Here is a 26085-nt window from a genome sequence, read left to right as displayed (position 1 = left end):
TCCGGCAACGCACCACCCGTACCGCCGGAGGCGGATCTTCGCCCGGGGTCATCCCTGCGATGTAGTCGCACTGCACACCGTGACCGATGCCCCGGCCGGCGTACGGCGGCGAGAATGTGGCTCGTGAGAGGCATCGTGGCGACGGGACCGCTGCCGAGGCCGGGCTGGCGGGCGCTGCTGCTCGACGCGGCGCTGGCGGGTGCACTCGGGCTGGTGTGCTTCCAGGCCGCCACTGACGACGTCGGCGTGCCGCCCCCGCCGTTGCCGCCGCCACTGCCGCTGCCCCCGTTGGCGGTCCCGCCGGAGATGCAGCCCGCGCAGCCCGGGTCCACGCTCGGGGCACTGCTGCTGGTCTTCGTCATGTGCGCACCGCTGGTGCTGCGCCGCCGGTATCCGCTCGCGGTGCTCTGGGCGACGATGGCCGCCGCGTCACTGGTGCTGGTGACCGACGGGGAACGGCAGCCGGCCCTGTACCCGTGCGTGGTGCTGACCTGCCTCGTCGCCGTCTACAGCGCGGCGGCGCACAGCCCGTACCGGCTGCCGGCGCTGGTGTCCGTCCCGGCGGTGGCGCTGCTCGCCCTGGGCCTCCGGGAGCTGATGCCGGTCACGGTGTCCGCGGGCTACCTGCCGTTCGTCGTGCTGGCCCCGCTGGTGGCCGCCGCGGGCGGCCACCACGTGTGGCGGCGACGGGCGGGTGAGGACCGGCGGCGGCTCACCGCCGAGGCCCGCGCCCACGAGCAGGCGCTGCGCGACGCGGTCGCCGGTGAACGGGCCCGCATCGCCCGGGAACTGCACGACGTCGTGACGCATCACGTCAGCGTGATGGTCATCCAGGCCGGTGCCGCCCGGACGGTGCTCGCCGCCGCACCGGATCAGGCACGGGAGGCGCTGCTCGCCGTCGAGTCGACCGGCCGGTCCGCGCTCACCGAGCTGCGGCACGTCATGGGCCTGCTGGCCGAGTCCGAACCGGACGACCCGGAGGACCCGCAGCCCGGGATCGAGGGCCTGCCCGAGCTGATCGAACGCATGCGGGACGCCGGCGTGCCGGTACGGCTGACCATCTCCGGCGAGCGCCGGCCGGTCACCTCCGGTGTCGGGCTGACGGCGTACCGGGTGGTGCAGGAGGCGTTGACGAACATGGTCCGGCACGCGCCCGGCGCCGCCGGCACCGTCGTCGTCGAGTACTCGCCGGAGACCCTGCGGATCGAGGTCGGCAACACCGAGCCCGGCGTACCGGCCGCCACCGGGGTGTCGGGCGGGCGCGGCCTGATCGGGCTGCGGGAGCGCCTCGCCGTCTACGGTGGGACGCTGCGCGCCGGCGCCCGGCCGGGCGCCGGTTACCACGTCGAGGCCGTGATCCCGTGGGAGGCGACATGACGGTACGAGTGGTGGTCGCCGACGACCAGGCACTGGTCCGTACCGGGTTCCGCATGATCCTCACGGCCGGTGGGGTGGACGTGGTGGCCGAGGCGGCGACGGGCGCGGAGGCGGTGGACGCGGTCCGCCGCACCAGGCCCGACGTGGTGCTCATGGACGTGCGCATGCCCGAGCTCGACGGCCTCGAGGCCACCCGCCGCATCCTCACCGGGGCCGTCGCGGCGCCCCGGATCATCATCCTCACCACGTTCGACCTGGACCAGTACGTCTACGCCGCGCTCGCCGCCGGGGCGAGCGGCTTCCTGCTCAAGGACGTGACGCCGGAACATCTGGTGGCGGCCGTACGCATGGTCCAGGACGGTGACGCGCTGCTCGCACCCGCCATCACCCGCCGGCTGGTGCGGCGCTTCGCCCGCCGCGACCCGCAGACGGCGACTGTGCACCGCGACCTGGCCACGCTGACCCGGCGCGAGACGGAGGTCCTGCGCCTGCTGGCCGGCGGCCTGAGCAACGCCGAACTCGCGGAGGCGCTGCACCTGTCCGAGGCGACTGTGAAGACCCACGTCGCCCGGATCCTCGCCAAACTCCGTCTGCGCGACCGGGTCCAGGCGGTGGTGGTCGCCTACGAGACGGGCCTCGTGAGTCCCGGTTCGCCGGAGGACTGACCGATCCGGCGGCGGCCGTCAGTCTCAGGTGATCAGCAGCGCGCCGACGACGATCAGCGGCACCGAGACGAACAGGAAGATGCCGACGCCGGTGAGCACCCGCCCGCCGCCGCCGTCCTCCCGCTCGGGCGCCAGGCCGAACGTGGAGCGGGCCGGCAGCATGCCGATGCGGCTCAGCGTGAGGTCGCCGGTCATCCCGATCACGGCGCCGACGATCATGAACGCCACCCCCAGCCGGTGCGTGAAGTCCCCGCCGCCGACCGCTACCCAGATGCCGACCGCCGCCGCGATCACCACCGTGGCGATCAGGAAGAGCACCAGCGCCTCCCGCAGACCCCGCACCACAGTCGCCATGTGCGCCTCCCTCGGACCCGGACCGTCCGTCCCGCGTCGTGGCACATTGTGCCGGGTCGATGCACTGCGGCGCAGTCCCGCGCCGGGCCGGTCCGGCACGGTTATCCCCGGTCGAGCCCGGGTACCGGGAGCCGCATGGCGGAGTTGGGATCGCTCTGGATCGTGCGGCACGGCGAGAGCACGGCGAACGTGGCCGCCACGGCGGCCGAGACGTCCGGCGCCGAGCTGATCGACCTCAGCCACCGGGACGCGGACGTGCCGCTGTCACAGACCGGCGAGGAGCAGGCGCGGGCGACCGCCCGCTGGCTGGCCGGGCTGCCGGAGTCGAGGCGGCCGGACGTGGCTGTGGTGTCGCCGTACCTGCGTGCGGTGCGCACGTCCGAGCTGGCGCTCGACGGCACCGGGATCCCGGCGAGCGTCGACGAGCGGCTGCGCGACCGGGAGCTGGGCATCCTCGACGGGCTCACCGGCCACGGCGTGACCCGGCGCTACCCGGAGGAGGCGCAGCGGCGTACCCGGCTCGGCAAGTTCTACTACCGGCCGCCCGGCGGCGAGTCCTGGACCGACGTGGCGCTGCGGCTGCGGGCGCTGCTCGGCGACCTGCGCCGCGACCACGAGGGGGGCCGGGTGCTGCTGTTCGGCCACGACGCGCTGGTCTTCCTGCTGCGCTACCTGGTGGAAGGGCTCACCGAGGCGGAGCTGATGGCGCTGACCCGCGAGCACGTGATCGCCAACTGCTCGGTCACCGCCTGGCACGCCGACGACGCCGGCCGGCTCGTGCCGGAGGTGTTCAACGACGTCGCCCACCTGCACCTGCAGGGGGCGAAGCCCACCAGGGAGGACGAGGTCAATGCCGAGCCGGTCTGACGTGATCACCCCCGCGCTGCTGCGGGACTGGGCGCTGCCGGTGCCCACCGGCGGCAAGGAGGCGCGCGGCACCGTGCTGGTGGTCGGCGGCTCCCGGTTCACACCCGGCGCGGTGCTGCTGGCCGGGGTGGCAGCGCTGCGGGCCGGCGCCGGCGTGCTCCAGCTCGCCGCAGCCGAGTCGACTGCGGCGTCGCTGAGCATCCAGGTGCCGGAGGCGCTCGTGATCGGCCTGCCGGAGACCGGCGACGGCGCGGTACGCGGCGACCCGGGCGACCTGCTCCGCGGCCTGGTCGCCGAGGCCGACGTGGTGGCGGTCGGGCCCGGTCTCACGGACATCGAGGCCACCGGGGAACTGCTGCGCCTGGTCCTGGACGCGGCCGGCCGGGAGACCGCGCTGGTGCTCGACGCGTACGCGCTCGGCGCGCTCAGCCACGCGCCGGAGCTGCTGGCCGGGGCCGGCCGCAAGGCGGTGCTCACTCCCAACCTGACCGAGGCGCGGCACCTGCTGGGACGCGATCCGGGCGACGACCTGGACGCCGAGGCGGTGGAACTGGCCGGCCGGTACGACGCGGTCGTCTCGCTGTACGGGCACATCGCGACGCCGGACGGCCGGGCCTGGCGCGAGGAGAGCGGAGACGCCGGACTGGGCACCTCGGGCAGCGGCGACGTGCGGGCCGGGCTGCTCGCAGGCCTGCTCTCCCGGGGCGCCGACCCGGCGCAGGCGGCCTGCTGGGCGGCGTTCGCGCACGCGGTGAGCGGGCAGCGGCTGGTCCCCCGGTACGGGCGGATCGGCTTCCTCGCCCGGGAACTGCTGGACGAGATCCCCTACACGATCGCCACCGTCTGACGATCCACGTCACCGGGATCCCGCCACGTGTAACACCCCGGGAGGCGGTGGCGCTGGTCCGGGCGAGGCCGGTACTTCGCCGTGCCTCCGCCCGGACCGCAGCCTGCTCAGGGGTGCGGTCCACCCGCACGAACCCCTGGGAGTCTGTGTGAACAACCTCCGTCGCAAGACACTCGCCGCGGCGTCGGCAGTGACGCTCGGCGCCGGGCTCGCCCTCGTCGGCGGCACGGCACCGGCCGCGGCCGTCGGACCGGAAACCTCGTACATCGTGCTCGCCCCGCAGGGCAACAGCACCGCCAAGGCCGCCGCCCGCGTGGCGGCCGCCGACGGCACCGTGGTGGCCGCGTACGACAAGATCGGTGTGCTGGTCGTGCGCTCGTCCGCCCCGGACTTCGCCACCCGGGTGGCGGGCGCCGGCGTCGAGTCGGTCGCCTCCACCGCCGGCCTGGGCACCGCCCTGGACGAGGGCGAGACGGTCGAGGTGCCGGCCGCCGCCGTCGCCGCGGCCACCGGCGACCCGACCGCCGAGCCGCTCTACAACCTGCAGTGGGACATGCCCCAGATCCGCGTCCCGCAGGCGCACGCCGTGACCGGCGGCAGCCCGTCGGTCGTGGTGGGTGTGCTGGACAGCGGCATCTCCAGCAGCCACCCGGACCTGGCGACCCAGATCGCCAAGGACAAGAGCGCCTCCTGTGTGGGCGGCGTCCCGAACACCGCCGAGGCCGCGTGGAACCCCACCACGAGCGACCACGGCACCCACGTGGCGGGCACCATCGCCGCCGCGGTCAACGGCGTCGGTGTCACCGGTGTCGCCCCGGGCGTGAAGGTCGCCGCCGTCAAGGTGGTCAACGACGACGGCTACATCTTCCCGGAGGCCGCGGTCTGCGGGTTCATGTGGGCCGCCGAGCACGGCTTCCAGCTCACCAACAACAGCTACTACATCGACCCGTGGGAGCTGAACTGCCGCAACGACGCGCGTCAGCGCCCGGTGTGGAAGGCCGTGCAGCGGGCCCTGCGCTACTCGCAGTCCCAGGGTGTGCTGCACGTCGCGTCGGCAGGTAACTCGAACTACGACCTGGCCCACAAGATCACCGACACCGGCAGCCCGAACAACGGCACGCCGGAGGAGCGCGAGAACCTCACCAACGCCTGCCTCGACCTGCCGGCCGAGGCGCCGGGCGTGGTGACCGTCGCCGCCGTCGGCCCGACCGGGGAGAAGAGCTACTACTCCTCGTACGGCCAGGGCGTGATCGACGTGACCGCGCCGGGTGGCGACACCCGGTTCCGGACGCAGGGCGCCCGCTCGACGTCCGCCGACGGCATCCTGTCCACCACCTTCAACACCGCCACCCGCACCAACGGGTGGGGCTACAAGCAGGGCACCTCGATGTCCGGCCCGCACGCCACCGGCGTCGCGGCGCTGGCGCTGTCCGCGCACCCAGGCATGACCCCGGGCCAGCTGGCCTCGTTCCTGGAGCGCACGGCGGTGGCGAAGTCCTGCCCGTCGGGCGTCTACAACCCGGTGCCGCTGATCCCGGCGGGCCCGAACGCGTACGACGCGACCTGCTCCGGCGGGAACCGCAACGGGTTCTACGGCGCCGGCGTCGTGGACGCGTACAACGCGGTGAAGTAACAGGTATCCGCGTGGACCGGGCCCGGCGATCACGCCGGGCCCGGTCTGTTTGTCCTGGTGGGGCACCGGGTAGGGGGGCACCGTCAGCCGACTTAGGAGGTAACCGGTGTCCACCGATGCGATCGTCCTGCTCAAGGAGGACCACAAGGAGATCCGCCGCCTGTTCAAGGCCTTCCAGGAGGCCGAGGAGGGACCGGCGAGCAAGCGCGGGAAGATCGTCGGGCAGATCCTCGAAGCCCTCACGGTGCACACCTACCTGGAGAACGAGGTGATGTACCCGGAGGTCCGCAAGCTGGTGCCCGACGTCGAGGACGACGTCCTGGAGTCGTACGAGGAGCACCACGTCGCGGACGTGCTCTGCTTCGAGCTGTTCACGATGGACGCCGGCGACGAGCGCTTCAACGCCAAGACGACGGTGCTGATCGAGAACGTGCTGCACCACATCGAGGAGGAGGAGCAGGAGTGGTTCCCGAAGGTCCGCGAGGCGCTCGGCCGTAGCCCGCTCCAGGAGATCGGCCAGCGGATGCTCGACCTGCGGCCGAAGGCGCCCAAGACGCCGACCGCCCCGAAGGCGCTGAAGAAGTCGCTCGACGCCGTGGTCGCCTGACACCGGCACCGCCTTCAGCCGGTCCGGGATGATCTTGCCGGCGGCCACCTGGATCTTGTTGACCAGCGAGCCGGCGGCGACCTTGTGCTCCCCCTTCGTCAGCGCCTCGAACGCGTCCTCGGCCACCGTGCGGGGGTCGTCAGTGGGCCCCTGGCCGACCCGGGTGCCGGTCATGCAGGCCCGGTCGAAGAACTCCGTGTCGACCGGGCCTGCCCGGGACGGGCGGCCCAACCCCGCAGGTCCCGGCCGGGCCGGTAGGATCGGCACAGGCCGTGACTGGCGCGTGGAGATGGAGCACCATCGGGGAGCGGCCTCGTCATGAGGACGCATGCCGAGCGCCTGGGCCTTCCGCACGTCACCTGGAGGTCGCATGTCGCGCAACGCCGAGTCCACCGCCTTCCGCAGCGCGCTGGAGGTCGTCCGCGGCGTCGAGCCGCGCGTGGCCGACGCCATCGCCGCGGAACTGGCCGACCAGCGCGAGTCGCTCAAGCTCATCGCCAGCGAGAACTACGCCTCCCCGGCGACGCTGCTGGCGATGGGCAACTGGTTCAGCGACAAGTACGCCGAGGGCACTGTCGGGCGCCGGTTCTACGCCGGCTGCCAGAACGTCGACACCGTCGAGGCGCTCGCCGCCGAGCACGCCCGGGAGCTGTTCGGCGCGTCCCACGCGTACGTGCAGCCGCACTCGGGCATCGACGCCAACCTGGTCGCGTTCTGGGCGATCCTCGCCGACCGGGTCGAGTCCCCCGCGCTGCGCAAGGCGCAGGCGCGGCAGGTCAACGACCTCACCGAGGCCGACTGGTTCGCGCTGCGCCGTGAGCTGGGCAACCAGCGGATGCTGGGCATGTCGCTGGACGCCGGTGGGCACCTCACCCACGGTTTCCGGCCGAACATCTCCGGCAAGATGTTCGACCAGCGCAGCTACGGCACCGACCCGGCCACCGGCCTGATCGACTACGACCGGGTGGCCGAGGCGGCCCGCGAGTTCAAGCCGCTGATCCTGGTCGCCGGTTACTCCGCGTACCCGCGGAAGGTCAACTTCCGGATCATGCGGGAGATCGCCGACTCGGTCGGCGCCACGTTCATGGTCGACATGGCCCACTTCGCCGGGCTGGTCGCCGGCAAGGTGTTCACCGGCGACTTCGACCCGGTGCCGCACGCGCACATCGTCACCACCACCACGCACAAGTCGCTGCGCGGCCCGCGCGGCGGCATGGTGCTCTGCGGGCCGGAGCTGGCCGACCAGGTCGACCGGGGCTGCCCGATGGTACTCGGCGGGCCGCTGCCGCACGTGATGGCCGCCAAGGCGGTCGCGTTGGCCGAGGCACGCCGCCCCGACTTCGCCGACTACGCCCAGCGGATCGTGGACAACGCGCAGGCGCTGGCCGACGGTCTGCTGCGCCGGGGCGCGACGCTGGTCACCGGCGGCACCGACAACCACCTGGTGCTCATCGACGTGTCCGGGTACGGCCTCACCGGCCGGCAGGCCGAGCAGGCGCTGCTGGACTCGGGCATCGTCACCAACCGCAACTCGGTGCCGCAGGACCCGAACGGCGCCTGGTACACCTCCGGCATCCGCATCGGCACCCCGGCGCTGACCACCCGGGGCCTCGGCGCCGCCGAGATGGACGCCACCGCCGAGCTGATCCACACCGTGCTCAGCCAGACCACGCCCGGCACCGGCCCGGACGGCGCACCGTCGAAGGCGAAGTACGTGCTGGACCCGGCCGTCGCCGAGTCCGTCGGCAAGCAGGCCGCCGACCTGCTCACGCCGTTCCCGCTCTACCCGGCGGTCGACCTGGGCTGAGCGCCCGACCGACACGAAGCGGCGCCCCGGGAGAAGGAGTCTCCCGGGGCGCCGGCGGTTCAGGGGTCAGCGCAGCGGGCGCTTCAGGTGGTAGCGGTGGACCTCGGTGCTGCCCTGCACGTTGTTCACGTCCTCGGCGGCGGACACCAGTTCCCAGCCTTCCCGGCCGACCCGGTTGAGGTGCGCGATCGCGGTGTCGCCGTATGCCGTCACGTCGGTGCGTGACCCGTCCGGGCCGTACCACACGAACGAGACGTGGAAATTGCGACCCTGACCCTGATACCGACGAACGAGCAACGCGTACTCCCAGGCAACCATTCGTCCATTATCAACAGAGGAACGGCGTCAGGAAACACGCACTGTGCCGGAACCCTGACACTCCGGCGTCACTCCGGCGGCCATGGTGTCCGTGACCAGCGCGGCGAGCCGGTCCAGACCCAGATCGATCGACTCCGGTGTGACGGCGCTCACCGACAGCCGCAGCGCATCGACCGGCGTGCCTGCGTCGTAGAAGTGCGCCATCGGGGTCCAGAGCACGCCGTACTCACGCGCCGAGCGATGCAGCAGCGCGTCGTCGACGGCGAACGGCACGCTCACCACCACGAAGAACCCGCCCGCCGGCACGGTCCACGAGACCGGGCCGCCGGCCGGGAAGCGCCGGGCCAGGCCGTCGACCAGGTGGCGCAGGTTGCGGGCGTACGCGGCCCGCTCCCTGACGTTCGCGGCCACCAGCGAGCAGTCGTGCGCCAGCAGCGCGCCGCCGATCACCGCCTGGCTGATCGGTGACGTGTTCACAGTGACCATGCTCTTGATCTTCGCGAGGTGGTCGGCGAACGGGACGACAGTGCCGTCGGCCTCCCCCACCCGCTGGTCGGCGACCACGTAGCCGACCCGGGCGCCGGGCAGCACGGTCTTGGCGAACGAGCCGAGGTAGACCACCCGGCGGGCGGTGTCCAGCGCCTTGAGCGTGGGCCGCCGGTCGGTGCCGTCGGCCGGGAACAGACCGTACGGGTTGTCCTCGATCAGTAGCAGGTCCTCCTCGGCGGCCAGCTCCAGCAGCCGCCGCCGCTGCGCGGTGTCCATGCTGACGCCGGACGGGTTGGCGAAGTCGGGCATCACGTAGCAGCCGCGGGGCCGCAGCCCCTCCGCGCGGGCCCGGCGCACCCCGGCGCGCAGGTCGGCCAGGTCGACGCCGTCCGGCCCGCCGGCCACCGGGCGCACCGGCAGGTCGACCAGGCGGGCCGCGCCGGTGAGCCCGACGTACGTGGGCGCCACCGCGAACAGCACGTCGGCCGGGCCGGTCCGCAGCGCGCGCAGCACCAGGAACATCGCCTCCTGGCAGCCGACCGTCACCACGATCGACTCCGGGTCGACCGTGAGCCCCTCGTCCACGGCGAGGTGCCGGGCGATCAGGTGGTGCACGATGCCCTTGGTGCGCCCGTACTGCAGCAGCGTCCGGTCCACGCCGGCCCGGTCCAGCCCGACCTCCTCGGCCAGGTGGCGGCGGAAGCGGTCCAGGTGCGTGTGCAGCAGCGCGGAGTCGAAGAACTCCTCGTACGGCCGCCCGGCCGCCAGCGACACCGCGTCCGGGTAGTGCTGCGCCACCTCGTTGAGGAAGTTCATCGAGTTCAGCGCCGGGTCGCCGACGCTGCCGTGCAGCGCCGAGACGGCCAGGTCGACCGGTTCCACGTCAGCCTCCGATCCGGGTACGCAGCCGCCGGGCCGAGGCCGGGTCGGGGCAGCCGCTGAGGATGAGCGCGTCGCGCAACTCCGCCGCGAGCAGCGCCAGCGCCGCCTCGGCGCCGGCCCGGCCGCCCGCCGCGAGCGCCCAGAGCAGCGGCCGTCCGAGCAGCACGCCGTCCGCGCCGAGCGCCAGCGCGCGCAGCACGTCGACGCCGCCGCGGACGCCGCTGTCCAGCAGCACCGCGCACCGCTGGTCGATCGCCGCGACCACCTCCGGCAGCACGGCCGCGCTGGCCGGGGCGGCGTCGAGCTGCCGTCCGCCGTGGTTGGAGACCACCACGGCGTCGACGCCGGCGTCCGCCGCGCGGACCGCGTCGCGCGGGTCCAGGATGCCCTTGACGAGCAAGGGCACCCGGGTACGCGCGCGCAGCCACTCCAGGTCCGCCCAGCTCAACGCCGGGGCGAAGACCGCGCCGGTGTGCACGGCCACCGCCGAGACGCCGGGCGTGCCCTGATGCGCCAGGTCGTCCCGGCCGCCGGGCAGGTTCGCGGCGGTGACGTGCGGCGGCAGCGCGAAGCCGTTGCGGGCGTCGCGCAGGCGCCGCCCCAGCACCGGCACGTCCACAGTCACCATCACCGCCGCGCAGCCGGCCGCCTCCGCCCGGTCGAGCAGGTCGGCCACCAGCGCCCGGTCGCGCAGCCAGTAGAGCTGGAACCACACCGTCGCACCGGTCGCCGCGATCTCCTCGATCGGGGTGCTCGCCAGCGTGCTGGCCACGTACGGCACGCCCGCCGCGCGGGCCGCCGCCGCGAGCGCCGGCTCGCCGTCGGGGTGCAGCAGCCGCTGGTACGCCATCGGTGCGACAGCCACCGGCAACGCGGCCCGGCCGCCGGGCAGCGTCGCCTCGGTGGACGGGTCGTCCACCCCGGCCAGCATCCGGGGCAGCACCGCCACCCGGTCCAGCGCGGCCCGGTTCGCCGCAAGGGCGGTCTCGGTGCCGCTGCCGCCGTCGACGAAGTCCCACACGTCGGCCGGCAGGACCGCCCGGGCGAGCGCGGCGAACTCGGCCAGGCTGGCCGGTGGCACGAACCCGTCCGCCGGGTCAGCCATGGTCGGCACCCGTCGCCGCCCGGGCGTGCGCCGGGTCGAGCCCGAACGCGCGGCGCAGGAAGGCGGCGGCGCGTTCCTGGGCCAGCCGGCCGGCGTCGAACACGCCGGGCATGGCGAAGAACCCGTGCACCATGCCCGGGTGGTCGTCCGTCTCGGTGGGCACACCGGACTCGCGCAGCCGAGACGCGTACCGCAGGCCCTCGTCACGCAGCGGATCGTGCCCGGCGGTGATCACGAACGCCGGGGGCAGGCCGGACAGGTCCTCGGCGAGCAGCGGCGACGCGAGCGGGTGGGCCGCGTCGCCGGGGTCGGCGAGGTAGTGGCCGCGGTACCAGCCGACCGAGTGCCTGTTGAACAGCATCGGGTCCTCGTCGTCGGCCGGCCGGTGCCCGGGCCGCTGGTCGGTGTTCGGGTAGACGAGCAACTGGGCGGCGAGCCGGGGACCGCCGTCGGCGCGGGCCAGCAGCGTCACCGCGGCGGCCAGGTTCCCGCCCGCGCTGTCCCCGCCGACAGCCAGCCGGTCGGCGTCGACGCGGAACTCGGCGGCGTGCGCGGCGAGGTGCCGCAACGCGGCATGGCAGTCCTCCACCGCCGCCGGGAACGGGTGCTCCGGGGCGAGCCGGTAGCCGACGGTCACGGTCTGGGCGCCGGTGAGGTTGACCAGCCGACGGCAGATCCCGTCGGCCGTGTCGACGCTGCCGAGCGTCCAGCCGCCGCCGAAGAAGTAGACGAGCGTGGGCAGCGGTCCGTCGCCGTCCGGCCGGTGGATCCGCACCGGCAGCGGCCCGGCCGGGCCGGGCACCGTCGTGTCGCGTACCTCCGCGACCGGCTCGACCGCGCCGGAGCCGGCGCGGATCGCGGCGAGGTCGGCGGCGCGGGCCTCGGCGAGGGTCTGGGTGTAGAGCGGCACGGTGCCGGCGGCGGCCCTCGCGGCCCGCCACGCGACCACCTGCGGATCGAGTGTCATCCGGCCTCCCCGGTGGTGACGAAGAGTTTGTCGATACCGCGCAGGAACAGGCTCCCGCTGTACGTGTAGGGCTGGGTGACGGCGAGCCGGGGGAAGCGCGCGAACAGGCGCGGCAGCGCCAGCCGGCCCTCCAGCCGGGACACCGCCGAGCCGAGACAGAAGTGCAGCCCGACGCCGAAGGCCAGCGACGGCGGGCCGTCGCGGCGCGGGTCGAAGCGGTCCGGGTCGGGGAACCGGGCCGGGTCACGGTTGGCGGCGGCGATCAGCAGCAGCACGTTGTCGTCGCGGTCGATCGGCACCCCGCCGAGGTCGACGCCTGCGGGCGCGGAGCGGGCCAGGAAGTGCACCGGGCTCTCCATCCGCAGCACCTCCTCCACGCAGCCCCGGGCGAGCGCGTCGTCGCCGGGCAGCGCGGCGGTGACGTCCGGGTGCTCCAGCAGCAGTGGAAGGCCGTTGCTGAACATGTAGACGGTGGTGACGAAGCTGGCGTTGAACAGCACGATCAGATTGCTGATCAACTCATCCTCGGTGAGGTCGACGCCGCCCGCGTCGAGCACCTCCGCCAGCCCGCTGATCAGGTCGTGGCCGGGCGTACGGCGCCGGTGGGCGATCAGGTCCCGGTAGAAGACGCGCAACTCCTCGGCGGCCTGGTTGGCCCGGGCCAGCCGCTCCGGCGTCTTGCCGGACACGTCCATGTACTCGTCGATCCAGTCGACCCGCTGCCGGTACCAGGACAGGTCCACCGCGGGCAGGCCGATGAACTCGGCCATCACCAGCGCCGGGACCGGGTACGCGAAGTCGGCCACGAAGTCCACCTCGTGGCCGTCCGCGCCCACCTCGGCCATGTGATCCAGGCGTTCGGCGACGATCCGCTCGATCACCGGCTCCAGCGCGCCGAGGCGGCGCGGGGTGAACGTCCTGGCGAACACCGCGCGCATCCGGGTGTGGTCCGGCGGGTTGACGAACATCATCGACGTGAGGAACGTACGCAGGATCTCCTGCTCCTCCCAGCCGGGCGGGAAGCCCTTGTACCAGCCGGGATCACGCAGGATCTGGTCCACCACGTCGTACCCGCCGGCCACCGCGCTCACGGTGCTGTGCTCGGCCCGGGCCGGAACGGCGTTGATCGGCCCGTGCTCGTGCAGGGCCGCGTAGAAGGGATACGGGTTCTGCCGGCCCTGCTCGCTGTAGAGGCCGGTCAGGATCTCGCTGACGTCCACTGTCTCTTCCTCCCCAGGAAACGGCGGCGGGGGCGGCGTCGTGTCGACCGCCGCCCCCGCCCGGTGTCACAGTCCGAGCAGCTTCAGTGGTACGGCGTTCGCCATCACCGCGGCGCCCGTGTCGTTCGGGTGGATGTGGTCACCCGAGTCGTACGCCGGCAGCAGCCGGCTCGGCTGGGCCGGATCCCGCATCACCGCGTCGAAGTCGACGACGCCGTCGAACTCGGCGCGGCCGGGCCCGCGCAGCCAGGTGTTGACGGCCTGCCGGGTGGCGTCCTTCTCCGGGGTCCACACGCCCGGCCCGCCATTGCCCTCGTACGGCATGAGCGTGCCGGCGATGCTGGTCAGGCCGCGCGCCTTGACCTGCTGGTTGAGCTGGCGCAGCGTGGCGATGATCGCCTCCGGGCTGTCGCCGTTCATCCAGATGTCGTTGATGCCCAGGTGGGTGATGACGGTCCGCACCCCGGTCTGCGGGAACACGTCCTCGTTGAGCCGGGCCAGCGCGTTCGGGCCCAGCTCGTAGTAGCCGGGGAAACCGCCCGCGCCGGGCTCGGTGCCCTCGTGGTTGAGCCGGTTGCCGGCCAGGCTGAGGTTGAGCACACCCGGGGTACGCGGCTCCGGGCGGGCGTCGATCAGCCGCTTGGCCAGGAAGTCCGGCCAGCGGCGGTCGGCGTTGACGGTGCTGCCGTTGCCGTCGCTGATGGAGTCACCCAGCACCACCACGGAGCCGGGCGTGGCCTTGCGCTCCACGTCAATGCCGGACAGGAACATCCAGCAGCAGTTGGGCCGGATGGTGAAGCCGGTGCCGTCGGCCGCCGAGGTGAGGTCGGTGGCGCCGATGAAGTTGGTGACCTTGGACTGACCGTGGAACGTGACCGGCCCGGTGAGCACCGGGAAGTACAGGGTGACCACCAGGTCCTCCTGCTCGGTCACCGGGAAGTTGACCGGGTCGCTGAGCAGTTCGGCGCCCTTGTTGATGGTCGCCGTGCCGGCGCCGGAGAACGTCAGCTGCCGGATGCTGGCCGGGACGATGTCGGACAGGTCATCGGGGGTGGCGGTGTTCGGCCGGGCGATGGTGGCGCTGCCGACCTGGACGGCCTGCTGGCCGTAGAGGTTGGTCAGCCGCACCCGCAGGCGCGGCCCGCCCACCGAGGTCTGCACTGTCATCCGAATGCTCTGGTTGTTCAGGCCGGTCTCGGTCAGGCCCACGGTGTTCCCGCGGGTCACCGCCGCGGCCCAGGTTCCGGCCCACTCGGCGCGCCCGTGCCCGGCGCGGTCGTTCCCGGTCGGGCCGGCGCTCGCGGTGACCGCCGGGGTGGCGGCGATCAGCAGCGTTACGGCGGAAGCTATGACGTGCCATCTCTTCGGGGTCGGCATCGATCCTCCATGGTCGGCAGCCCCGGGCGTGACGCGGTCGGCGGCACCGGCCCGGGCGATGGACCGGAAACTAGCTTCCGGCCGTGACGAGCGTCAATCAACCTGATCGACATGATCAAATGCCCGGGGGGCGTGACGCAGCGACGATCGGCTCTGTCCGGCGTGGACCGCGGCTGCCTAGGCTCGGGGCTGGCGGCGGTGCGGTCGCCGACCCTGGCACCTGCCGTCATGTCCCGGCCCTGACCTGGCCGGACGCCGCTCGCGGACCATGATGGGGGCTGCCCGATGACCGACCGGCCGAACTATGTGCACGAGGCGCTGGAGCTGTTCGCCGGGTTCGGCGACCGGGAGGCGCTCGTCGGCGGCGGACGCCGCCTCACCTACCCCCAGGTCGCCGCGCAGGTGCGCGGCCTGGCCGCCGCGCTGCGCCACCACGGGGTACGCCCCGGCGCGGCGGTGCTGGTGATGCTCGGCAACACGGTCGAGGGTCCGCTGCTGCAACTGGCCCTGCACCTGCTGGGCTGCCGGAGCATGTGGGTGGCCCCGGTGACCTCGCGGCGGGAGGTCGACGAGTTCGTCGCGCTGTCCGCGCCGGAGGCGTTCGTCCACGACCCGCGTGACGCGCAGGCGGTGGAGGTCGCGGCGGGCCTGTCCGGCGTACCGGTGCTCTGCCTCGGACCCGGCGGCGCCGGACCGGACCTGACCGCCGGGGCCGCCGGGCCGGCCGCGGAGCTGCCCGCCGAGGTACCGGCGCCGGAGTCGATCCTGCAGACCAGCGGCACCACCGGCACGCCGAAGCTGGTGCACCACCGGGAGAGCTTCTACCGGCAGGTGCTCGCACTGGCCGCCGACTTCCGGGGCGCCGGGATCCCGCTGCTGCGGCACCTGTCGCACTCCCCGATGTGGCTGGCCAGCGGCCAGATCACCACGTTGATCAACCTGTTCACCGGCGGGGTGCTGTTCCTGCGCGAACAATGGGACCCGGCCGCGTTCGTCGCCACAGTGGACGCCGAACGGCTGACCTCCACGTTCGTCACCCCGCCGATGCTCTACGAGGTGCTCGACCACCCCGACCTGCCGGGCGCCGACTTCTCCGCGATGTTCATGTTCAACGTGGGCGCCGGGCCCGCCGCGCCGGCCCGGCTGCGCCAGGCCATCGCCCGCTTCGGCCCGTGCCTGCGCATCGTGTACGGGCTCAGCGAGGCGGTGGTCATCTGCGCGCTGCCGGGGCTCACCGAGGACCCGGAGCACCCGGAGCGGCTGCGTTCCTGCGGCCGCCCGTACGGCGACGTGTCGGTGGAGATCCGCGACGCGGGCGGGCGGGTGCTGCCGGCCGGCGAGGACGGCGAGGTGTGGGTGCGCACCAAGCTGAGCTTCGCCGGCTACCACGGTCAGCCGGAGCTGACCGCCGAGACGCTCGTCGACGGCTGGGTCCGCACCCGCGACATCGGGCACCTCGACGCCGACGGCTACCTCTACCTGGTCGACCGGTTACAGGACCGGATCCTCACCCGGCAGCGCAGCTGGCCGATCTACTCCCGCCCGATCGAGGACGTGCTCGCCGGCCACCCCGAGGTACGCGCCGCCGCCGTGATCGGCGTACCGGACCCGGTGGCCGGGGAGCTGCCGCACGCGTACGTGGTGCCCGCGCCGGGCGCGTCGGTGACCGGAGAGGAGCTGATCGCGCTCGTGGTCCGGGAACTGAGCGAGACGTGGGCGCCCGGCGCCGTCGAGTTCGTCGACGCGCTGCCGCTGAACCGGTCCGCGAAGGTGGACAAGCGCGCCTTGCGGGCCCGGTACGCGGCGGCCCACCCGGCCGGTGCCGACCCGATCGGCAGTCCGGCGTGAACCCGCGCCGGGAGTTGTACACCCTGGTCGGCGCCGACCTGCTGTCCAACCTCGGCACCCGGATCTCGGTGGTCGCCATCCCCTGGCTCGTGCTGGAGACCACCGGCAGTCCCACCAAGATGGGGCTCGTCGCGGCGGCGGAGACGCTTCCGTACATGCTCTCCAGCGCGCTCGCGACCCCGTGGGCGGACCGGTTCGGGGTACGCCGTACCTCGGTGTTCGTGGACGCCGCGAGCGCCGTCGCGATGGCCGTGGTGGCGCTGGCGCCCTGGCTCGGGTTCGGCACGCTGCTGGTGCTGGTGGCGATCGCCGGCGGGCTGCGCGGCATCGGCGACCGGGTCAAGCACGTGCTGTTCAAACCGGCGGCCGAGCGGGCCGGGGTGCCGCTGATCCGGCTCACCAGCGCCTACGACGGCCTGGCCCGGGGCATGACCTTGTTCGGCGCGGTGCTCGGCGGGCTGCTCATCGACTGGGTCGGGCTGACCCGGGCCATCTGGATCGACGCGGCCACGTTCGCGGTCTGCGCGCTGCTGATCGGCGTGCTGGTCCGGCCGCCCGCACCGGCGCAACCGGCGCCCCGGGAGCCGTACCTGCGGGCGCTGCGCGGCGGCTTCGCGTACCTGCGCACCGACCGGACGCTGATGACCATGCTGATCGTGGTCTCGGTGTCGAACATGTTCGCCAACGCCAGCGTCGCGGTCTGGATCCCGCTCTGGGTCAACCAGGTGCTCGGCGACCCGGCCGGATTCGGTCTGCTGCTGGGCGTCTTCTCGGCCGGCGCGCTGCTGGGCAACCTGCTGTTCACGATGTTCGGCACCCGGCTGCCGGCCGGGACGACGTTCGCGCTCGGGCTGACGCTCAGCGGCGCACCCCGGCTGCTCGCGCTGGCGCTCAGCGACGATCTGGTCGTGGTGCTCGTGGTGACGTTCCTGTCCGGCATCGGCATCGCGGCGGTGAACCCGCTGCTCGGCGCCGCGCTCTACCAGCGGGTGCCGGGCGAGCTGCAGACCCGGGTGCTGGGCATCTCCGGATCGGTGGCGTTCCTCGGCCTGCCCGTCGGCGCGCTGCTCGGCGGCTGGTCGGTGGCGCTGCTCGACCTGACCCCGGCGCTGCTGGTGATGTCGGTGGTCTGCCTGGTGCTGACCGTGGGGCCACTGCTGCTGGGCCGCGCGTCCCGGCGCCCGGCCGCGGAACCTGCCGCGCCCACGCCGGTCTGAGCCCGCCGGTCCGGGCCGCGGTGTCGGGGGTCGGCGGTAGGGTCGGGGCCATGGCGACCTGGGAAGACGTGCGGCGCATCGCGCTGGGCCTGCCCGAGACCACCGAGCGACCCACGTACGACGAGGCGCCCGCCTGGCGGGTCCGCGACAAGTCGTTCGTCTGGGAGCGGCCGCTGCGGCGCGGCGAACTCGATGCGCTCGGCGACGCCGCGCCGGACGGCCCGATTCTCGGCGCGCGGGTGCCCGACCTGGGCGCCAAGGAGGCGCTGATCGCCGACGACCCGGACGTCTACTTCACCACGCCGCACTTCGACGGATACCCGGCGGTGCTGGTCCGGCTCGACCGGATCGACGTGGACGAGCTGACCGAGCTGGTCACCGAGGCGTGGTACGCGCGCGCCCCGAAGCGGCTCGCCACGGCGCACCGGGCGGAGAAAGCGTGACCGGCCCGGTGGACGCGATCGTGTTCGACATGGACGGCACGCTCGTCGAGTCGCACGCGGTGGTGCCCGCGGCGTACCGGGCGGCGGTGCGGGCCGGAGGCGGGCCGTCGTACACCGACGCCGAGGTCATCGCCGGCTACTCGATCGGCTCCCCGGCGGACCTGCTGGCGCACCTGCTGCGGCGGCCCGCCTCCGGCGAGGACCTGGACCGCTACCACACCGAGCTGGATGCGCTCGCCGGCCGGGTACGCGTCTACCCCGGCGTCGCCGACGCGCTCGCCGAGATCGCCGCCCGGGTGCCGGTCGGCGTGTTCACCGGCGCGAGCCACCGGGCCGCCGAGATCCTGCTCGACCGGGCGGGCCTGCTCGGTCACTTCGAGGTCGTCCTCGGCGGGGACCAGGTCGACCGCCCCAAACCGGCGCCCGACGGCGTGGAGGCGGCCTGCCGTCGGCTCGGCGTGCCACCCGGCCGCGCCGCGTACGTGGGTGACTCACCACTGGACGTACGCGCCGCCCGGCGCAGCGGCGCGGTCGCGGTCGCCGCCGCGTGGGGTCACCAGTACGACCCCGACGAGCCCGCCGACCTCAGCCTGAGCCGGCCCGGGGAGCTGCTGGCCCTGCTGGGCTGAGCCTCTTTCCCGGCGTGGGACGCTCGGCTAGCCTGCCGGGCATGCCATCGACGTTGACCGAGGCGACCGACCCGTGGTGCCTGCGTCCGGGAGAGGCCGCCGACCTGCTGCGCGGGCACCCGTGGCGGCGGTTCGTGGTGCTGGGTGACAGCGTCGCGGAAGGACTGTGCGAACCCGCCGACGGCTACCCCGACCTCCAGTGGGCCGACCGGATCGCCGCCGAGCTGCGCGCGATCCGGCCGGAGCTGGCCTACCTGAACCTGGGCCGGCGCGGACTGCGCGCGCACGAGGTCCGGGCCACCCAACTGGCCGGCGCGCTGGCCTTCGAGCCGGACCTGGCCCTGGTGGTGTGCGGCGGCAACGACGCGTTCCGGTCCGCCTACGACCCGGACGCTGTCGACGCCGAGCTGACCGCCATGATCACCGCGCTACGGGAGGCGGGCGCGGACGTCATCACCGTGGGCATGTTCGACGTGTCGCACAGCCCGGCGGTGCCGGACGCGCTGCGCGCGGGCCTGGGCGAGCGGATGCGCCGGCTGTCCCGGCACACCCGGGCCATGGCCGAGTGCCTGGGCACACTGCACGTCCACCTGACCGACCACCCGCTGGTGGCCGACCCGTCGCTGTACAGCAGCGACGGCCGCCACGGCAGCGCCCGCAGCGACGCGGTAGCCACCGCCGAAACCCTGAAGGTCCTCTCCACCCACCTCCCCCACCCCTGACCCACCCTCCCCCGGCTCCGCGCCCTACCCTGCCCCGCCCTGCCCTGCCCTGCCCTGCCCTGCCCCGCCCCGCCCCGCCCCGCCCCGCCCCGCCCCGCCCCGCCCCGCCCCGCCCCGCCCCGCCCCGACGATCATGAAGTTGACCGCACTCTGCGTCCGTTTTGTCGCCGCTAACTTCATGATCAGCGGGATCAGAGGGCCGAGGGCCGACCTGCGGGCCGGATCCACCTTGTTGACCAAGGAGTTTGGGTCGCTGGCACCTACTCGTGAGGACACAAACTCCTTGATCAACGCGCCGGGGCGGACCGGAGAGGCGGAAGACGAGACGAAGAGGCCGGACGGGCGGCCGACCCCGGCCCGGCCCAACCCAATCCGCCGATCATGAAGTTGGCGGCGCTGAGCGTCCGATTTGTTCCCGTCAACTTCATGATCAGCGGGGTCAGGGGGCGAGGGTCAAGCGCCGACCCCGGATCCACCTTGTTGACCAAGGAGTTTGGGTCGCTGACGCGCCCCCGTGAGGACCCGAACTCCTTGATCAACGCTGGGAGTGAGGGGGAACGGGGGTGGACGGGGGTGGACGGGGATGGAGCGGGTCAGTCCGTCAGCAGGATGCCGGTCAGGAGGACGCCTCTCGCCAGGTTGAGGACCTCGTCGCACCCCGGGTAGCCCACCCGCGCCAGCGCGCCTGAACCTGTGCGGTCGAACAGGTACGGGGCGAGGCTGTACGGGACGTCGGCGGTGACCGTCTCACCGGTCTCGATCTGCACGAAGTCCATCGCCACCCGGTCCGCCTCGTGGTAGCGCTGAAGGATGTTGCCGCCCTCCGCGATCGCAGCGCGTACCCCGTCCGCCCACGCCACAGCTGTCATCTCCCGGCCGATCAGCACGCCGTGCCCGGCTGATCCGCCGGCCGGCTTGGCGACCAGGTCGGCCTGTTCGGCGAGCGCCCGGTCGAGCTGGTCGGCGGTGAGCGCCACGGTGTGCGGCACGTACCGGCGGATCAGCGTCCGGTCGTCCTCCGGCAGCAGGTCCAGGTCGTCCCAGAGCCAGGCGTAGTTCAGCTTGTTGCTGAGCAGCCAGGCGGCGCTGCTGACGAACATCGGCAGCGTGCCGGCGGCGAGCGCACCGGCCACCGCGTCCAGCCCGGCGCTGGGGGTGACCCGGTTGGGCACGAACAGCCGGAACAGGGCGTCCACCGGGGCGCCGTCGACGACCAGCCGGTTCTGCCCGTCCAGGGTGGCGGTGGCGACCGGGGCGATGACCAGGTCGATGCCGAACGGGCGGGCCTGGTCGATCAGCGGGGACAGGATCCGGATGAACGTCTCCGGGTCGTCCAGCCCCGGGTAGTCGGCGTCGAAGTCCATCAGCAGCGCCACCCGGGCACCGTCGGGCAGGCCGAGCGTGTCCCGGATGGCCACGAACCGCTGGTCCAGCAGGGACGGCGCGGGCCGGGTGCCGTCGAGCAGGTCATGGGTACGGTACAGCTCGGCGTACCGCTGGATCACGGTGTCGGCGTCGAAGCCGCCGCCGAGGCTGCTGTCGATGTTGTACTCGACGATGCACGGCACGCCGCCGGAGAACAGCACGTCCGGCCGGTACGCGGCGAGCAGCCCCTCGTGCAGTTCCTCGTCCGGGTCGAGCAGCCGGGTCTCGCCGTCCGGCACGTCGAGCAGCAGGCGCAGCTCACCGGCGGTGCGGGCGCGGCGCCGGCAGGCCTCCAGGATGAGCTGGGCGATGCGGTCGCAGACCTGGTTCAGCTCGCGGAACGCGTCGGCGGTGAACACGGGCGGGCGGGCCAGCCGCCACTGCTTGTTGTACGTGGCCCGGCCGTGGAAGATCTTCTCCCAGGCCACGGCGCCGGTGGTCACCATCGCGGTACGGGTGGACTCGGGCAGGTCGGTCCACGCCTGGCCGAGCGGCGGCCACGTGTAGTTCGGGTCCATCGTTCATCCGTCCTTGAGGGTCAGTTGGATGGCGGCGGTGAGCTGGTCGCGGCCGGGCTGCACGGCCCGGTCCAGGGCGGGCGCGAAGGGCAGCACCGCGCCGTCGGGGCGGGTGACCCGGCGGGGTGGCGCGGCCAGCCGGACCCGCTCGACCACCGTGGCGATGATCTCCCCGGCGATGCCGCAGGAGCGGTTGCCGTCGTCGACGACCACCAGCCGCCCGGTGCGGCTCACCGACTCGACCAGCCCGTCCCAGTCGAACGGGTAGAGCGTGCGGGGGTCGAAGACCTCCACCGACGCCTGGCCGGCGAGTTCCTCGGCGACGGCGAGCGCGTCGTGCACCAGGTGCCCGACCGCCACCACTGTCACGTCGGTGCCGGCGCGGCGGACGATCCCCCGGCCCAGCGGCACGGGCACCAGGTCGGTGACGTCGGCGCGCAGGTCCAGGGCGCCCGCCGGGGCGAAGACCACCACCGGGTCGTCGCAGCGGATCGCGGAGACCAGCAGCCCGTACGCGTCGGCCGGGGTGGCCGGTACGACTGTGGTCACCCCGACGTGGGCGAACAACGCGTACGGGTGGTCGGAGTGCTGCCCGGCCCAGCCGGTGCGGGAGCCGGAGCCGGGCACCACGTAGGTGACCGGCACCGCGCACTGGCCGCCGGTCATGAGCGGGAACTTGTGCGCGTGGTTGACGATCTGCTCGAAGACCAGGAACAACAGCGACGGGATCTGGAACTCCACCACCGGGCGGGCCCCGGCCAGCGCCGCGCCGGTGGCGAAGCTGGTGAACGCCTGCTCGGACAGGGGGGTGTCGCGGACCCGTTCCGGGCCGAACTTCTTCAGCAGGCCGGTGGTGACGTTCGCGGCGGCCACCCGGATGTCCTCGCCGAGCACCACGACCGAATCGTCGCGGGTCATCTCGTCGGCGAGCGCCCGGGTGAGCGCCCTGCGGTAGGAGAGCCGGGGCATCAGCCACCTCCGGTCCGGGCGGTGAGCCCGCTGGCGTACAGGTGGTCCAGGGCGGTCGCCGGGTCGGGGTGCGGCCCGGCGAGCGCGAAGTCGACGGCGGCATCCAGTTCCGCCTCGACGGCGGCGTCCACCTCGGCCCGCACCGCCGGGTCGAGCCGTGCTCCGGCGATGTCCACCGGATCGCGGGACCGGCCCTCGGCCACCTCCTCCGGCGGCCGGTAGTCGAGGCGTACCTGATGTTCGAAGGTGTGGTGGGCGTCGAAGCGGTAGGTGCGGGCCTCGACCAGCTCGGGTCCGCCGCCGGCGCGCATCCGCGCGACGGCGGCGGCGGTGACCTCGCGTACCGCCTCGGGGTCCTGCCCGTCGACGGTGGCCGCCGGCATGCCGAACGCGGCGGCCCGCCCGGCGATGGTGCCGGCGACCGCGCCGTCGACCGGCATGGTGGTGGCGTAGCCGTTGTTCTCGCAGACGAACAGCACCGGTATCCGCCAGAGCGCGGCCAGGTTGAACGCCTCCAGGAGCATGCCCTCGTTGACCGCGCCGTCGCCGAAGAAGGTGGCGCCGACGATGTCGGCGCCACGCCGCCGGCGCTCCCACACCGCTCCGGTGAGGATCGCCCCGGCGGCCCCGACGATGGCGTTGGCGCCGAGTACGCCGACGCCGAAGTCGGCGGCGTGCATCGACCCGCCCCGGCCCCGGTTGAGCCCGGTGACCCGGCCGCACAGTTCGGCCAGCATCCGGGCCGGGTCGGCACCCTTTGCGAGCACGTGCCCGTGCCCGCGGTGGGTGCCGGTGACCAGGTCCTCGCGGTCCAGCGCCGCGCAGACGCCGGCGGCGATCCCCTCCTGACCGAGGTACGGGTGGATGCCGCCGACGATCTCCCCGGCGCGGACCAGCTCGATCGCGCGTTCCTCGAATCGGCGGATCAGCCGGACCGTCCGGTAGAGCCGGAGCGGGTCGGAGCCGGTCACGCCGGACGGCCCTCCTTGACGGCGGCGAGGATGTCGTCCCAGAGGCGGGCGCGGGCGGCGAGCGCGGCGTTCACCGTGTCGGCGCACTCCTGCCACTTGGTGTCGTCGTCGCCGCACAGGTCGGCCAGCATCTGCATGGCCATCGGGGTGTGCTGCTCGCCGTCGACCTCGATGTGCCGCTCCAGGTAGTCGACGAACTTGTTGAGCCTGTTGCTGCGCTCGTTGACGGCGACGACCTGGGTGAACATCTCGGGGATGAGGTCCTCGCGGCCGAACGCGAACGCCGCGGCCTGGCAGTGCACAGGGGTGGTCTCGATGATGCGCCAGGTGGTGCCGGCGAACGCGGCGGACGCCGCGGGGACGCCGGCGGCGCCGAGTGCCTCGGTGACCGGGGTGCCGTCGCGCAGCAGGTCGACGAGCTTGTTCACGGCTGTGGTGTCGGCGCCGGCCTCGGTCATGCCCTGCACGTACAGCTCGAAGTGGCTGATGTAGCCGTCGCCCAGCTCGTCGCTCTCCTCGACCATGACGATGTCGTTGATGAGGCGGCGGCTGCCGGTCGGGCCGGTCGGGATCCACGGCACCGTGACGCAGGTGAGCTGCCGCTGCAACGACTTCAGCAGGGACATGAAGTCCCAGACGGCGAAGACGTGGTGCTCCATGAACGTGACGAGCGCGTCGTGGGTGTCGAGGTTGGCGTAGAGGGGGTGCTTGACCACCACGTCGCGGCGCTCGGTCACCGCCCGCTCCAGCCGCTCGATGCCCGGGTGCGTCTTACCCCAGTCGTACCGTGACATTGTCAGCCTCCCTGCTGGGCGCGGTCGCGCCAGATGACCGGGCAGTAATCGGGGTCCGCGTAGTCCGGCCGGCCCTCGTGGGTGCGGCGGACCAGCACGTCGTGGTTGTACGCGGCGAGGGTGCCGTCGGAGAGCGGATACTCCCGCCAGGCGTTGTCGCCGTCCTGCAGGTGCAGCGAGACGGCCCGGCGGGGCCGGCCGCTGACGTTCGCACCGCTGCCGTGGTAGGTGCGGCAGTGGTGGAAACTCATGTGTCCCTTGGGGATCACCATGGGGATCTTGCGGATTTCGGCGCCGTTGTACGCCGCGTTCTCGGCGAGCATCACCTCGAGCTGGTCGCGGTCCCGGTCGGCGAAGTGCCGCACCACCGTGTCGTCGGCGCCGATCTCCCGCCAGCGGTGGGAGCCGTCGACCATGGTGATGGTGCCCATCTCCTCACCACAGTCGTGGAACGGGATGAACGCGGTGAGCATGTTCTCCGACGACGAGGACGCCCAGTAGTGCTTGTCGAAGTGCCAGGGCACGATGTTCGACGGCTCACCGGCGATCGGCGGCTTCCAGATCAGCGTGGACTGGAAGATCCGGATCTCGGCGGCGCGGGCCAGCCGGGCGGCGACCGCACCGATCAGCGGCTTGCGCAGGATGCGGGCGATGCCGTCGTGCTCGTGGTGGACGTAGTCGTTGTGCCGCTGCACGTCACCCTTCGAGGGCTCCCAGTAGGCCAGCTTCGGCGGGCGTACCGGCAGGCGGCGGTCACGGTCCCCGGCGTAGTAGCTGTCGGTGGCGGCGACGAGTTCGTCCACCTCGTCGTCGGTGAGCAGCTTCTTCGACAGGTACCAGCCGTGCTCGGCGTAGTGCCGGACGTCCTCGTCGGAGGGAAGCAGCGCCTCCTCCTCGGCGGTCAGCCCGGGATCGATGGTGGTCATGCCCCAGCCCCTCCGGCCGCGACGCCGGGGGTCGCCCCCGCCGCGGCCAGCTCGCGTTCCTTCGCTTCGTAGAGCGCCTTGATGTTGCCGCTGCCGAAGGTGCGCGCCCCGCGCCGCTCGATGAGTTCGAGGAAGAGCGTGCGGCGCACGTGCATCGACTCGGTGAAGATCTGCAGCAGTTGCCCGTCGTGGTCGGAGTCGACCAGGATGCTCAGCTCGCGCAGCCGGTCCACCGGCGCGTCCAGCCGGCCGACCCGCTGCTCCAGCCCGTCGTAGTAGGCGCCGGGCGTGCTGGCGAACCGCACCCCGCGCCCGGCGAGCGCGCCCACGGCGGTGACGATGTCGTCGGTGCGCAGGCCCAGGTGCTGCACCCCGGCCCCGGCATGCCAGCGCAGGAAGTCCTCGATCTGCCCCGGCCGGGCGCCGGTGTCCGGCTCCAGCAGCACGAAGGTGACAGTCCCGGACGGGCTCTGCACCACCTTGGAGTTCATCGCCTGGCCGGCGACCTCGATGTGCTCGGTGAAGATGTCGGCGAAGCCGAACACCTTCTCGTAGTGCGCGACGGTCTCGTCGAGCTGCCCCGGCGGCACGCAGATCGCCAGGTGGTCCACCTCGGCGAGCAGCGTGTCCGTGCCGTCGGGCGCGGTCACCGGCTCGATCGCGCCGGGCAGGAACACGCCCGGGCCGCCGCGCCGCTCGACGAGGCGGTGCACCACGTCGCCGAAGCCGCCGACCTCGGCCACCACCACCTCGGCGTCCGCGCCGGTGAAGGTGCGCGGCGGGCTCAGCGCCGTCGCCCCGCGGTCCACCAGCTCGGCGTACGCCCCGGCGGCGTCGTCCACGGCGAGCGCCACCACGGCGATGCCGTCGCCGTGCCGGTGCACGTACGTGGCAGCCGGGTGCTCGGCGGACAGTCCGGTGGTCAGCAGCAGCCGGATGCCGGCCTGGGCCAGCAGCAGGGAGCGCTGCCCGTCCAGCCCGGTCTCCGGACCGCCCTGCCCGCACAGCCGGAAACCGACCGCGTTGTCGAAGTAGAAGGCCGCCTGCCGGGCGTCCCCCACGTACAGTTCGAGATGATCTATCCCGTTGATGGTCATGGGCTTCCCCT

The 26085-nt window shown here is 73.2% G+C and carries 25 protein-coding genes and 1 riboswitch; of the genes, 12 read left to right on the top strand and 13 right to left on the bottom strand.

All coding sequences use genetic code 11. The features are described 5' to 3' along the window. Nucleotides 1-114 precede the first annotated feature (114 nt). Both FHX31_RS12810 and FHX31_RS12805 read left to right on the top strand, forming a co-directional pair. Nucleotides 115-1377: a sensor histidine kinase gene (locus tag FHX31_RS12810; RefSeq protein ID WP_013476586.1), complete on the top strand. Its 1263-nt coding sequence runs from the start codon at nucleotides 115-117 to the stop codon at nucleotides 1375-1377. Beyond that, complete coding sequence (locus FHX31_RS12805; RefSeq protein WP_013286609.1) at nucleotides 1374-2042, top strand: response regulator; 669 nt, start codon at nucleotides 1374-1376, stop codon at nucleotides 2040-2042. Before FHX31_RS12810 ends, FHX31_RS12805 begins: the two co-directional genes overlap by 4 nt. 24 nt (nucleotides 2043-2066) lie before the next feature. Here FHX31_RS12805 and FHX31_RS12800 read toward each other — a convergent pair whose 3' ends face one another. Then, nucleotides 2067-2396 carry a hypothetical protein gene (locus FHX31_RS12800; RefSeq protein WP_013286610.1) on the bottom strand — a complete coding sequence of 110 codons (330 nt, stop codon included), beginning with the start codon at nucleotides 2394-2396 and terminating at the stop codon, nucleotides 2067-2069. A 135-nt stretch (nucleotides 2397-2531) separates the two neighbouring features. Here FHX31_RS12800 and FHX31_RS12795 point away from each other — a divergent pair, with 135 nt between their 5' ends. From FHX31_RS12795 to FHX31_RS12775, 5 genes are all read left to right on the top strand, one after another. After that, nucleotides 2532-3263 carry a histidine phosphatase family protein gene (locus FHX31_RS12795; RefSeq protein WP_013476585.1) on the top strand — a complete coding sequence of 244 codons (732 nt, stop codon included), beginning with the start codon at nucleotides 2532-2534 and terminating at the stop codon, nucleotides 3261-3263. Continuing rightward, nucleotides 3247-4110, top strand: a complete 864-nt coding sequence (locus FHX31_RS12790; protein WP_114920532.1) for an NAD(P)H-hydrate dehydratase — start codon at nucleotides 3247-3249, stop codon at nucleotides 4108-4110. The genes FHX31_RS12795 and FHX31_RS12790 overlap by 17 nt, the downstream gene beginning before the upstream one ends. A 148-nt stretch (nucleotides 4111-4258) precedes the next feature. Beyond that, nucleotides 4259-5743, top strand: coding sequence for a S8 family peptidase (locus FHX31_RS12785; RefSeq protein ID WP_114920533.1), 1485 nt, complete (start codon nucleotides 4259-4261; stop codon nucleotides 5741-5743). A gap of 106 nt (nucleotides 5744-5849) precedes the next feature. Next, nucleotides 5850-6350, top strand: a complete 501-nt coding sequence (locus FHX31_RS12780; RefSeq protein ID WP_047892399.1) for a hemerythrin domain-containing protein — start codon at nucleotides 5850-5852, stop codon at nucleotides 6348-6350. A gap of 262 nt (nucleotides 6351-6612) precedes the next feature. Then, nucleotides 6613-6702, top strand: a riboswitch (ZMP/ZTP riboswitch). A gap of 18 nt (nucleotides 6703-6720) precedes the next feature. Continuing rightward, nucleotides 6721-8157 carry a glycine hydroxymethyltransferase gene (locus FHX31_RS12775; RefSeq protein WP_013286616.1) on the top strand — a complete coding sequence of 479 codons (1437 nt, stop codon included), beginning with the start codon at nucleotides 6721-6723 and terminating at the stop codon, nucleotides 8155-8157. 66 nt (nucleotides 8158-8223) lie between these two features. Here the strand turns inward: FHX31_RS12775 and FHX31_RS12770 are convergent, their stop codons facing one another. The 6 genes from FHX31_RS12770 to FHX31_RS12745 all read right to left on the bottom strand — a co-directional run bounded on the left by FHX31_RS12770 (nucleotide 8224) and on the right by FHX31_RS12745 (nucleotide 14515). After that, nucleotides 8224-8475, bottom strand: a complete 252-nt coding sequence (locus FHX31_RS12770) for a hypothetical protein (protein ID WP_013286617.1) — start codon at nucleotides 8473-8475, stop codon at nucleotides 8224-8226. A 27-nt stretch (nucleotides 8476-8502) separates the two neighbouring features. Then, a complete protein-coding gene (locus FHX31_RS12765; protein WP_184976263.1) occupies nucleotides 8503-9846 on the bottom strand; it encodes an aminotransferase-like domain-containing protein in 1344 nt (447 codons plus the stop codon). Between the two features lies 1 nt (nucleotide 9847). Next, complete coding sequence (locus FHX31_RS12760) at nucleotides 9848-10951, bottom strand: alpha-hydroxy acid oxidase (RefSeq protein ID WP_184976261.1); 1104 nt, start codon at nucleotides 10949-10951, stop codon at nucleotides 9848-9850. Next, on the bottom strand, nucleotides 10944-11918 hold the full coding sequence (locus tag FHX31_RS12755; RefSeq protein WP_013286620.1) for an alpha/beta hydrolase: 975 nt from the start codon (nucleotides 11916-11918) through the stop codon (nucleotides 10944-10946). Before FHX31_RS12755 ends, FHX31_RS12760 begins: the two co-directional genes overlap by 8 nt. Next, the gene (locus tag FHX31_RS12750) at nucleotides 11915-13138 is read right to left on the bottom strand and encodes a cytochrome P450 (protein WP_091327398.1); all 1224 of its coding nucleotides are present in this window, start codon (nucleotides 13136-13138) and stop codon (nucleotides 11915-11917) included. The genes FHX31_RS12755 and FHX31_RS12750 overlap by 4 nt, the downstream gene beginning before the upstream one ends. A gap of 66 nt (nucleotides 13139-13204) precedes the next feature. Next, nucleotides 13205-14515, bottom strand: a complete 1311-nt coding sequence (locus tag FHX31_RS12745) for an SGNH/GDSL hydrolase family protein (RefSeq protein ID WP_013286622.1) — start codon at nucleotides 14513-14515, stop codon at nucleotides 13205-13207. A 285-nt stretch (nucleotides 14516-14800) separates the two neighbouring features. Here FHX31_RS12745 and FHX31_RS12740 point away from each other — a divergent pair, with 285 nt between their 5' ends. Genes FHX31_RS12740 through FHX31_RS12720 form a run of 5 tightly spaced genes read left to right on the top strand, consistent with a single transcriptional unit; the run spans nucleotide 14801 to nucleotide 19374 of the window. Then, on the top strand, nucleotides 14801-16363 hold the full coding sequence (locus tag FHX31_RS12740; protein ID WP_184976259.1) for an AMP-binding protein: 1563 nt from the start codon (nucleotides 14801-14803) through the stop codon (nucleotides 16361-16363). Further along, the gene (locus tag FHX31_RS12735) at nucleotides 16360-17580 is read left to right on the top strand and encodes an MFS transporter (protein ID WP_030272595.1); all 1221 of its coding nucleotides are present in this window, start codon (nucleotides 16360-16362) and stop codon (nucleotides 17578-17580) included. Before FHX31_RS12740 ends, FHX31_RS12735 begins: the two co-directional genes overlap by 4 nt. Nucleotides 17581-17630: 50 nt before the next feature. Then, entirely contained in the window at nucleotides 17631-18023 is a 393-nt protein-coding gene (locus tag FHX31_RS12730; protein ID WP_184976257.1) for an MmcQ/YjbR family DNA-binding protein, read from the top strand. Then, entirely contained in the window at nucleotides 18020-18652 is a 633-nt protein-coding gene (locus tag FHX31_RS12725) for an HAD family hydrolase (protein WP_091327395.1), read from the top strand. The genes FHX31_RS12730 and FHX31_RS12725 overlap by 4 nt, the downstream gene beginning before the upstream one ends. Nucleotides 18653-18693: 41 nt before the next feature. Beyond that, nucleotides 18694-19374, top strand: coding sequence for an SGNH/GDSL hydrolase family protein (locus FHX31_RS12720; protein ID WP_184976255.1), 681 nt, complete (start codon nucleotides 18694-18696; stop codon nucleotides 19372-19374). Between the two features lie 593 nt (nucleotides 19375-19967). On the opposite strand, the gene FHX31_RS12715 is transcribed toward FHX31_RS12720, so the two are convergent. The 6 genes from FHX31_RS12715 to hppD are packed head-to-tail and all read right to left on the bottom strand — an operon-like array spanning nucleotide 19968 to nucleotide 26074. Further along, complete coding sequence (locus FHX31_RS12715; protein WP_184976253.1) at nucleotides 19968-21317, bottom strand: ATP-grasp domain-containing protein; 1350 nt, start codon at nucleotides 21315-21317, stop codon at nucleotides 19968-19970. Nucleotides 21318-21320: 3 nt separating this feature from the next. Continuing rightward, nucleotides 21321-22286, bottom strand: coding sequence for an alpha-ketoacid dehydrogenase subunit beta (locus FHX31_RS12710; RefSeq protein ID WP_030268688.1), 966 nt, complete (start codon nucleotides 22284-22286; stop codon nucleotides 21321-21323). After that, complete coding sequence (locus FHX31_RS12705; RefSeq protein WP_030268687.1) at nucleotides 22286-23257, bottom strand: thiamine pyrophosphate-dependent dehydrogenase E1 component subunit alpha; 972 nt, start codon at nucleotides 23255-23257, stop codon at nucleotides 22286-22288. Before FHX31_RS12705 ends, FHX31_RS12710 begins: the two co-directional genes overlap by 1 nt. Next, entirely contained in the window at nucleotides 23254-24051 is a 798-nt protein-coding gene (locus tag FHX31_RS12700; protein ID WP_013286631.1) for a DUF3050 domain-containing protein, read from the bottom strand. Before FHX31_RS12700 ends, FHX31_RS12705 begins: the two co-directional genes overlap by 4 nt. A gap of 2 nt (nucleotides 24052-24053) precedes the next feature. Further along, on the bottom strand, nucleotides 24054-24977 hold the full coding sequence (locus tag FHX31_RS12695; protein ID WP_013286632.1) for a phytanoyl-CoA dioxygenase family protein: 924 nt from the start codon (nucleotides 24975-24977) through the stop codon (nucleotides 24054-24056). Further along, a complete protein-coding gene (gene hppD / locus FHX31_RS12690; RefSeq protein ID WP_184976251.1) occupies nucleotides 24974-26074 on the bottom strand; it encodes a 4-hydroxyphenylpyruvate dioxygenase in 1101 nt (366 codons plus the stop codon). Before hppD ends, FHX31_RS12695 begins: the two co-directional genes overlap by 4 nt. Between the last annotated feature and the right edge of the window lie 11 nt (nucleotides 26075-26085).

The organism is Micromonospora sp. CNZ286, assembly GCF_014207755.1.
Note: the sequence above shows the minus strand (reverse complement) of the source record. Positions and strands in the feature narration are given on the sequence as shown.

Bases quoted from the DNA above. Each gene is read 5' to 3' on its own strand.
- FHX31_RS12810 (WP_013476586.1), top strand. From the start codon at position 115: ATGTGGCTCGTGAGAGGCATCGTGGCGACGGGACCGCTGCCGAGGCCG.
- FHX31_RS12805 (WP_013286609.1), top strand. From the start codon at position 1,374: ATGACGGTACGAGTGGTGGTCGCCGACGACCAGGCACTGGTCCGTACC.
- FHX31_RS12800 (WP_013286610.1), bottom strand. From the start codon at position 2,396: ATGGCGACTGTGGTGCGGGGTCTGCGGGAGGCGCTGGTGCTCTTCCTG.
- FHX31_RS12795 (WP_013476585.1), top strand. From the start codon at position 2,532: ATGGCGGAGTTGGGATCGCTCTGGATCGTGCGGCACGGCGAGAGCACG.
- FHX31_RS12790 (WP_114920532.1), top strand. From the start codon at position 3,247: ATGCCGAGCCGGTCTGACGTGATCACCCCCGCGCTGCTGCGGGACTGG.
- FHX31_RS12775 (WP_013286616.1), top strand. From the start codon at position 6,721: ATGTCGCGCAACGCCGAGTCCACCGCCTTCCGCAGCGCGCTGGAGGTC.
- FHX31_RS12770 (WP_013286617.1), bottom strand. From the start codon at position 8,475: ATGGTTGCCTGGGAGTACGCGTTGCTCGTTCGTCGGTATCAGGGTCAG.
- FHX31_RS12760 (WP_184976261.1), bottom strand. From the start codon at position 10,951: ATGGCTGACCCGGCGGACGGGTTCGTGCCACCGGCCAGCCTGGCCGAG.
- FHX31_RS12755 (WP_013286620.1), bottom strand. From the start codon at position 11,918: ATGACACTCGATCCGCAGGTGGTCGCGTGGCGGGCCGCGAGGGCCGCC.
- FHX31_RS12745 (WP_013286622.1), bottom strand. From the start codon at position 14,515: ATGCCGACCCCGAAGAGATGGCACGTCATAGCTTCCGCCGTAACGCTG.
- FHX31_RS12740 (WP_184976259.1), top strand. From the start codon at position 14,801: ATGACCGACCGGCCGAACTATGTGCACGAGGCGCTGGAGCTGTTCGCC.
- FHX31_RS12730 (WP_184976257.1), top strand. From the start codon at position 17,631: ATGGCGACCTGGGAAGACGTGCGGCGCATCGCGCTGGGCCTGCCCGAG.
- FHX31_RS12720 (WP_184976255.1), top strand. From the start codon at position 18,694: ATGCCATCGACGTTGACCGAGGCGACCGACCCGTGGTGCCTGCGTCCG.
- FHX31_RS12715 (WP_184976253.1), bottom strand. From the start codon at position 21,317: ATGGACCCGAACTACACGTGGCCGCCGCTCGGCCAGGCGTGGACCGAC.
- FHX31_RS12710 (WP_030268688.1), bottom strand. From the start codon at position 22,286: ATGCCCCGGCTCTCCTACCGCAGGGCGCTCACCCGGGCGCTCGCCGAC.
- FHX31_RS12700 (WP_013286631.1), bottom strand. From the start codon at position 24,051: ATGTCACGGTACGACTGGGGTAAGACGCACCCGGGCATCGAGCGGCTG.
- FHX31_RS12695 (WP_013286632.1), bottom strand. From the start codon at position 24,977: ATGACCACCATCGATCCCGGGCTGACCGCCGAGGAGGAGGCGCTGCTT.
- hppD (WP_184976251.1), bottom strand. From the start codon at position 26,074: ATGACCATCAACGGGATAGATCATCTCGAACTGTACGTGGGGGACGCC.